Source organism: Chitinophaga sp., assembly GCF_036566945.1.
Classification (GTDB): domain Bacteria; phylum Bacteroidota; class Bacteroidia; order Chitinophagales; family Chitinophagaceae; genus Chitinophaga.
On sequence record NZ_DATCVJ010000825.1, the window covers coordinates 1 to 7530 of the forward strand.

Here is a 7530-nt window from a genome sequence, read left to right on the forward strand (position 1 = left end):
TACTGGCTGTGCTAACAGTGAGTGAAGTCTATGCACAACAACGGGTAATGATCACACCGGCATATCCGGAGCGCGGTCAGACCGTGACGATTACCTACGATCCATCTGCACCGGGAGCCACGCTCCCGGCTGCAGAAAGACCAACCATCGTATTCTCCTATTCCAATTTTTACAATCAGGCATGGAGAATGCCCATGCAACGCAATGGTAATAAATGGACTACCTCCTTTGTGCTGGCCAATTACAGCACCTTCGCTACTTTTTACCTGGAAACCGGAGATGCAGTAGATAAACCAGCCAAAGACCGGCACTATGAAATTGCGGTCTTTAAAAATAAAGTACCCGTACAGGATGTATCGCTTTATAAAGGGTATAGTCTGAGCGCACAAATGGGCAAAACGCCTTCCCTGGCAGAAGAGCAGGCAAAACTTTACAAAGAAGAACTGGGGCGCTATCCTGACAACTACGAAGCAAAATTGCGTTTGCTGACCTACGAAATCAGCAAGGCCACTACTGCTAAAGAAAAAGAAGTTTTCAGGACACAGGTACACCAGGTGATTGCTGATAGATTTAATGCAGCACCTACCGACAGAGGAAATATTAATAAGGTGACGATGGGTTATCTTATCATTGGTGAAAATACAAGGCTGGATTCTATCCGCAAAGTAGTCAGGGAACGCTATCCTACCTCAGATGTAGGCCGGGAGCTGATGACAGAACAAGTAGCCAAAGGAAAAGACACGGCCAGGCAGATCGCTTTTTTTGAAAATGAACTGAAAAAGGAAACACCGGCACACGCGGAGTCTTATATGGGTATGCATGAAATACTATTTCAATACTACGCCGTAGCAAAGGATAGTAACAAAGCATTGTATCATGCCCGCTTTATGACCACCGAAAAAGAGAATCCTTACAAGTTGCTCACCTGGCAGCAGATCGCACAAACATTGCTGGACAACAGCCTGGCGCTGGATAGCGCCCGCAGCTACGCGCAACGCGCGTTAGATAGTGTGCAGCATTATCCTGTTGGTGTGATCCGTTATTTCCCGGAAACAGGTTATATCTATCCTGCGGTAGATGATAGCACACGACAGGCCACTATTCATAAAGGCCGCGGACATCTGTTAACGATACTGGGGCTGATAGATATGAAGCAGGGAAATTTCGCTGCAGCCGATAAACACATGGAACTAGCCGTAGATGACGAAGCCGATAAAGAAACACTCGACAACGCCGCTACCTATTATCAGCAAACCAATAATGCCGCCAAACTGGCCCAGCTGCAGGAGTTCAGGAAAAAAATACTGATCGCCAAAGTAAAGAAACAGCGGATGAACAAACCGGCGCCACCACTGAATGCTTTTGTAGATATGAACGGAAAACCGGTATCTGAAGCTTCGCTGAAAGGTAAGATCATCGTGATAGATTTCTGGGCTACCTGGTGCGTACCCTGCATGCAGGAAATGCCTTACCTCCAAAAGCTGTACGATCAATACAAGCAACGCACGGATGTGGTATTTATGATCACCAACAGCGGTGCTAAAAATACCCTCGCGGATGCACAAGGCTGGAGCGGTCGAAAGAAATATACCTTCCCGGTGTATTACAACACAGATCCGGCAGTAGCCGATAAGTTCCGGTTCAACATTATACCTGCTTCCTATCTCATCAACAAAGAAGGTAACATCATTTTTACCAACATAGGATTTGAAGGACCAGCAGTAGAGGAAAAACTGAGACAACAGCTGGAAATGCTCATAAACGAGTAGTTTCATGTTATATAACAGCCGGCCATTTTATGCGGAACCTACCCCGCATGAAATGGCCGGCTTCGTTATAAATACTTAAGCTATCACCACAACCAGTCCAAAAGATTTGCTGAAATTTGTGCCATCAAAAAATGACACAAGAAAATGGCAACGAAAAACAAAATAGCCCTGGTAACGGGCGGTAGTCGTGGTTTAGGCAGGAATATGTCTTTACATCTTGCTAAAAACGGACATGATATCATTATCACTTATAAAAGCAACCAGACAGAAGCCGACAAAGTAGTCGCGGAAATCCAGGCACTGGGACAAAAAGCCGCGGCTTTCCAACTGGATACCGCCGATACAAAAGCCTTTGATGCTTTTTTTAGTACGGTATCCGCGCATCTGAAGGCGGAAACCGGCAGTGGTACCTTCGACTTCCTGGTGAATAACGCCGGCATCGACAGACGTTCCATGATTGCGGAAACCACGGAAGCAGACTTTGACGAATTGTACCACGTGCATTTAAAAGGCGTATACTTCCTCACACAAAAAGCATTGCCTTTTATCGCCGACAATGGCCGCGTCATTAACCTTTCTACAGGACTGGCACGTTTTGTAACACCTGGTTATGCGGCATATGCTGCCATGAAAGGTGGTATAGAGGTATTTACCCGCTACCTGGCCAAGGAAGCAGGCGTACGCGGTATTACAGCCAATGTGGTAGCTCCCGGTATTATTGAAACTGATTTTACCAAAGCCGTGTTTGATCATGCACCGCAGGCTATTGCACATATTACTGCGCAAACGGCACTCGGACGCACCGGCCTGCCGGATGATATTGGCGGGATCGTTGCTTTTCTGTGTACAGCCGAGGCGCGTTGGATTACAGCGCAGCGTATCGAAGCATCTGGTGGAATGTTTTTGTAGAAGTAATTTTAGCAAAAAGCCGTTTTCATTAACTATGAAAGCGGCTTTTATTATTGCGGAGTAATGCTTGTTGGTCCTCGGTGAAGGATGATATTTTTGAATTTTTATCAACCATGAAGGAACGCTTTTTTATTACGGCAAGTTAAACAACCCGGTTACCTGACCCGTTAATCATTTATATTTGAATCGATCTTAACTCCCAATAACAAAACGAAATACAAATGTCCGAATCCGCCGTACTCAAAAAATTATATTTCCACAAAGCTGCCACGGCTCTGATCATCAATGCTCCTGCGGAATACATCACGCTTATCGGCGAGGTAGCCTACGATACCAAACCTAAAAAGCATGTGGCGTATGACTTCGTGCAGGTATTCGCTATTCAGCAATCCGACCTGGGAAAACTAGTAAAGGTGCATGTGGCATCGGGTAAACCGGATTGTATTTTCTGGGCCTGTTATCCTAAAGGGACGGGTAGTATTAAAAGCGATATTAAACGGGAGACGGTGTGGATTGCTTTTGAAGCAGCAGGGCTGGAGGCGGTAACGAGTGTATCTATCGACGATACCTGGACGGCCTTAAGAGCGAGGCCCATCAACAGGTAGCTATTGTTCGGAATCGGACATGTTATGTGCTGTTTACGGGCATTTGCCATGCGATAGATTATTGTAAGGTGTTGAAAACCATGTGGTTTTCTTTCCGGCATTTATTTGGAGCAACCATCCTTCCATTGATGTGTCTATACAGGGAACTTCTATAATTCGCACTATGTTTAAAAATAACTTTCGGATAGCGTTACGTAATTTATGGAGAAACAAAGGGTTTTCGGCAATTACTATTTTCGGGTTGGCCATTGGGATGGCCACCTGTTTGCTGATTACTTTATTTGTAACAGATGAGTTGAGTTACGATAAATTTAATGAGAAAGCCAACCGTATTTTCCGCATAGATGCAGATTTTTATGTGAATGGCAATGCTTTCAAAGAAAGATTTTCTCCCAGTCAGTTAGGGCCGGTATTAATGCAGGATTATCCACAGGTGGAGGGGTATGTACGTTTTTATCAGCAGGGTAATATATTGGTCAGAAAAGGTACTTCCACGCTGGTAGAGCATAATGCGAGTTTTGCCGATTCCAGCTTGTTTGATGTATTTACTTTACCGCTGATAGCCGGTGATCCCAAAACAGCTTTAACGCAACCAAATTCTATTGTACTTTCTGAGCGGATGGCGCTCAAATATTTCAACAGCACAGATGTACTGGGAAAAACGTTGCTGACAGATAACACGAAGACTTACCAGGTCACCGGGGTGATGAAGGATGTGCCTGACCAGTCGCATTTACATTTTGATTTTGTTCGCGCCATGTCGGAATTACCAGACAGCCGCAATACGCAATGGATGGCGGATAACTATACCACGTATATGCTGATGCGGCCCGGTGGTACTGCCACACAACTGAATGGCTACCTCAAAGCAGCTACGCTGAAGTATATGGAAAGCGCATTGAAGCAGATGACAGGTAGCAATATAGCAGACCTTGAAAAAGCGGGTGGGCATTTTGGATATACCGCATTGGCCTTACCTAAAATTCATTTGTATTCTCCGTTGTCGAGTGAAGTAGAGCCGGCAGGGAACATACAGTATGTGTATATTTTCATTGTGGTGGCGATCATTATTTTGCTGATTGCCTGTGTAAATTTCATGAATCTGTCTACCGCACGTTCTGCCGGACGCTCCAAAGAAGTAGGTGTGCGGAAGGTATTGGGTTCCCAGCGTTCATCGCTGATTTTGCAGTTCCTGACAGAATCTACGCTGACCAGTTTCTTTGCCTTGTTGCTGGCTATTGGCATAGCGTTATTGCTGTTGCCATTCCTGAATCAGTTAGCAGATAAACATATTACATTGAAGGCGAGCTACCTGATCTGGATGCTTCCTTTTTTAGTTATAACGGCAACGGCTATAGGTTTATTGGCGGGTAGCTACCCGGCATTTTTTCTATCCGGTTTTGAGCCAATGAGTGTATTGAAAGGGAAGTTGTCTACCGGTTTTAAAGGCAGCTGGTTAAGAAATAGCCTGGTGGTATTTCAGTTTACGGCGGCTATTTTATTAATAGTAGGTACGTTGGTAATCAATAACCAGTTGAACTATATCCGCAGCAAAAAGCTGGGCTATAATAAAGAGCAGATGTTGGTGTTGGGCAACACACAATCGCTGTGGACACATGCCAAAAGCTTCAGGAATGAAGTGCTGGCAATTCCGGGTGTGGAAGCAGGTACTATGACGGCTTCGTTACCTACTGATATAGCGATGAACACCAGTATTTATTCCAGGGATGCGGCCCGCAGCAACGGACAGGTAATGGGTTTGAATGAATGGTATATTGATGCAGACTATATTCCTACTTTGGGTATGCAGATGGCCAGTGGCAGAAACTTTTCTCCGCAGATGCCTTCCGATACCAGTGGGGCGCTGATGAATGAAACTGCGGCGCATTTACTGGGCATCACAGATCTTGATAACAAGTATCTTTATGCCAGCAACGAAGGAATGACGCCTCTTAAAATCGTGGGCATCGTAAAAGATTTCAATACCGGATCTTTAAAGAATAAAATTCCACCTATTATTTTCCGTTTGGGAGAGTATCATCGTAATATGGTGTTCCGGGTGCGCACCAGCAATCTGCCGCGTGTGATTGCCCAAATTAAGAGCAGGTTTGAGGCCCAGGATGGGATGGCCGGGCAGCCTTTTGTCTATTCTTTTATGGATGATGATTTTAACCGGTTGTATTTGTCGGAGCAGCGCACCGGCAGGATCTTTATTTCCTTTGCGGTGCTGGCAGTGCTGATTGCTTCTTTAGGTGTGTTTGGCCTGATCACTTATGCGGCGGAACAGCGCACCCGGGAAATCGGCATCCGTAAGGTGTTGGGCGCTTCTGTAACGGGTATTGTCGCCTTGTTATCGAAAGATTTTCTGAAGCTGGTGTTGGTGGCCATTGTGATTGCGTCGCCACTTGCCTGGTTGATGATGAACCGGTGGCTGCAGGATTTTGCCTATCGGGTGCAGATCAGCTGGACGGTATTTATAATAGCCGCTTTCATTGCTATCCTGATAACGATGTTAACCGTGAGTTACCGCGCTATCAGGGCGGCCATCGCTAATCCGGTCAACAGCCTGAAAGCAGAATAACTAATCCGACAGCGGCAGCTCCAGGAAAAAGGAGCTGCCACCTTCTTTATTATTTTCAAACCAGATATGTCCCTGTTGGGCGATGGTGTATTCTTTACAGAGAAACAGGCCCAGCCCGATTCCTTTCTCATTATCGGTGCCAAAGGTCGAGCGCACTTTCAGGGAAAACATATCTACCTGCCGGGATGGGTCGATGCCTGCGCCACTGTCTTTTACTTCAATTAAACACTTATCACCTTTTCTGCTGGTAGTAATAAAAATAGCACCGCCTCCCGGGGTGAATTTGGCCGCATTGCCTACGAGGTTGCGGACAATCAGCTGCAACATGTTGATGTCCGCCATCACTTTAATAGAGGCGTCTATGTTAGTATCCAGACTGATTTTCTTTTTGGCCACGGCCATTTTATTGATTTTCAGAATGGGTAATATGGCCGCGGCTACGTCTACCGGAACGAGGTTTACGTTGAGGCCATCCATTTGCGTTTTAGACCATACCAGTATATTGTACAACATCTCTTGTGTACTATTTACCACATATAGTAGCTCTGTTTCTATTTGTACCTTGTTTTGCGGATCAATTTCTATTTCCCGCATCAGCTGTAAATAGGATTGTATAGATGCCAGCGGATTACGGAGGTCGTGGGAGATGAGCGAGAAAAGCTTGCTTTTCTCTGTATTCATGATTTCCAGTGAAAGGGTTTTCTCTTCTCCGCGTTTCTTCTCTTTGTTGTAGGCATTTTTCAGGTAAATGGTACCTACAAAAATAACGACCACACTAATGATGTAGGTGGGGGTCATATCGGCAAAAATATCGTTCCTCGTTTTGTAAACACCGGGGATCACATCCGGATGATAATACTCATAGGCAATCAGTCCCAATACGGTAAAAAGGTTGAGGCCCATCCACCAGTAATATTGTTTGGCCGGGGAGATGAGCATGGTCAGGAAAAAGGCCAGTGTAAAGGATAACAGGGAGGCGCCTTCTATACCGCCACTGTAGAAATAATTGATGGCAAATGCTGCGTTAATCATGATCACAGAAATGGCGATACATAGATTTACCATCTTCCTATACCTTGATAAATAATAAATACCGGCAAATGCCAGCACCAGGATAGAAAAAATGAACGAAGTAACGGTGAGCCCCGTGATATAGTTGTAAGGAACATTAATAGCAATAATGAGCAGGGCTATGGCACAGATAGCGTTAAAGATGCGATTTTCCAACGTAAAGAGCTGAGGGTCTCCTACAATAAGGTGTGAAAATGCTTTCACTTTTTGAGATAGATTTCGGGTACCGGTTGTTGACATATAACGAATTTAAGCAATTACGAATTAGGAATAGCGAATTACACATTTGCGGGGAGGTCTTTGACAATCTGTATTCGTAATTTTTAATTCGCGATTCGTAATTTTTTTGATTAATTTTCAAAAAGATAATCAGCACAGCCAAAATATAATTCTGATCGTTATGAAAAGCAATATCCGCGCCATTCCGCGTCATATGAAATAATCTGCCCAACTTAATTAATGTTTTAATAATGCGCCTGCTGTACACCAGCCAGGCAGATAAAAGTAATTTCGTCCCGTGCGATCATTCAATTAATATGACTACCCATTTAACAGACATAGCCCTGTTTCAACTGGTTAAAACCGGTAGCATGGA

5 protein-coding genes are annotated in these 7530 nt (G+C 44.8%); 4 read left to right on the top strand and 1 reads right to left on the bottom strand.

Annotated elements, in window-relative coordinates:
- From VIP81_RS24975 to VIP81_RS24990, 4 genes are all read left to right on the top strand, one after another.
- Window positions 1-1769 (top strand): TlpA disulfide reductase family protein (locus VIP81_RS24975; protein ID WP_331967725.1); only part of this gene is annotated, 1769 nt, incomplete at its 5' end.
- 144 nt (window positions 1770-1913) lie between these two features.
- A complete protein-coding gene (locus tag VIP81_RS24980; RefSeq protein WP_331967727.1) occupies window positions 1914-2678 on the top strand; it encodes an SDR family oxidoreductase in 765 nt (254 codons plus the stop codon).
- A gap of 221 nt (window positions 2679-2899) precedes the next feature.
- On the top strand, window positions 2900-3283 hold the full coding sequence (locus VIP81_RS24985) for a hypothetical protein (protein ID WP_331967729.1): 384 nt from the start codon (window positions 2900-2902) through the stop codon (window positions 3281-3283).
- Window positions 3284-3446: 163 nt separating this feature from the next.
- Window positions 3447-5864: an ABC transporter permease gene (locus VIP81_RS24990; RefSeq protein WP_331967731.1), complete on the top strand. Its 2418-nt coding sequence runs from the start codon at window positions 3447-3449 to the stop codon at window positions 5862-5864.
- Here the strand turns inward: VIP81_RS24990 and VIP81_RS24995 are convergent, their stop codons facing one another.
- A complete protein-coding gene (locus VIP81_RS24995) occupies window positions 5865-7175 on the bottom strand; it encodes a HAMP domain-containing sensor histidine kinase (RefSeq protein ID WP_331967732.1) in 1311 nt (436 codons plus the stop codon).
- Between the last annotated feature and the right edge of the window lie 355 nt (window positions 7176-7530).

Bases quoted from the DNA above. Each gene is read 5' to 3' on its own strand.
- VIP81_RS24980 (WP_331967727.1), top strand. From the start codon at position 1,914: ATGGCAACGAAAAACAAAATAGCCCTGGTAACGGGCGGTAGTCGTGGT.
- VIP81_RS24985 (WP_331967729.1), top strand. From the start codon at position 2,900: ATGTCCGAATCCGCCGTACTCAAAAAATTATATTTCCACAAAGCTGCC.
- VIP81_RS24990 (WP_331967731.1), top strand. From the start codon at position 3,447: ATGTTTAAAAATAACTTTCGGATAGCGTTACGTAATTTATGGAGAAAC.
- VIP81_RS24995 (WP_331967732.1), bottom strand. From the start codon at position 7,175: ATGTCAACAACCGGTACCCGAAATCTATCTCAAAAAGTGAAAGCATTT.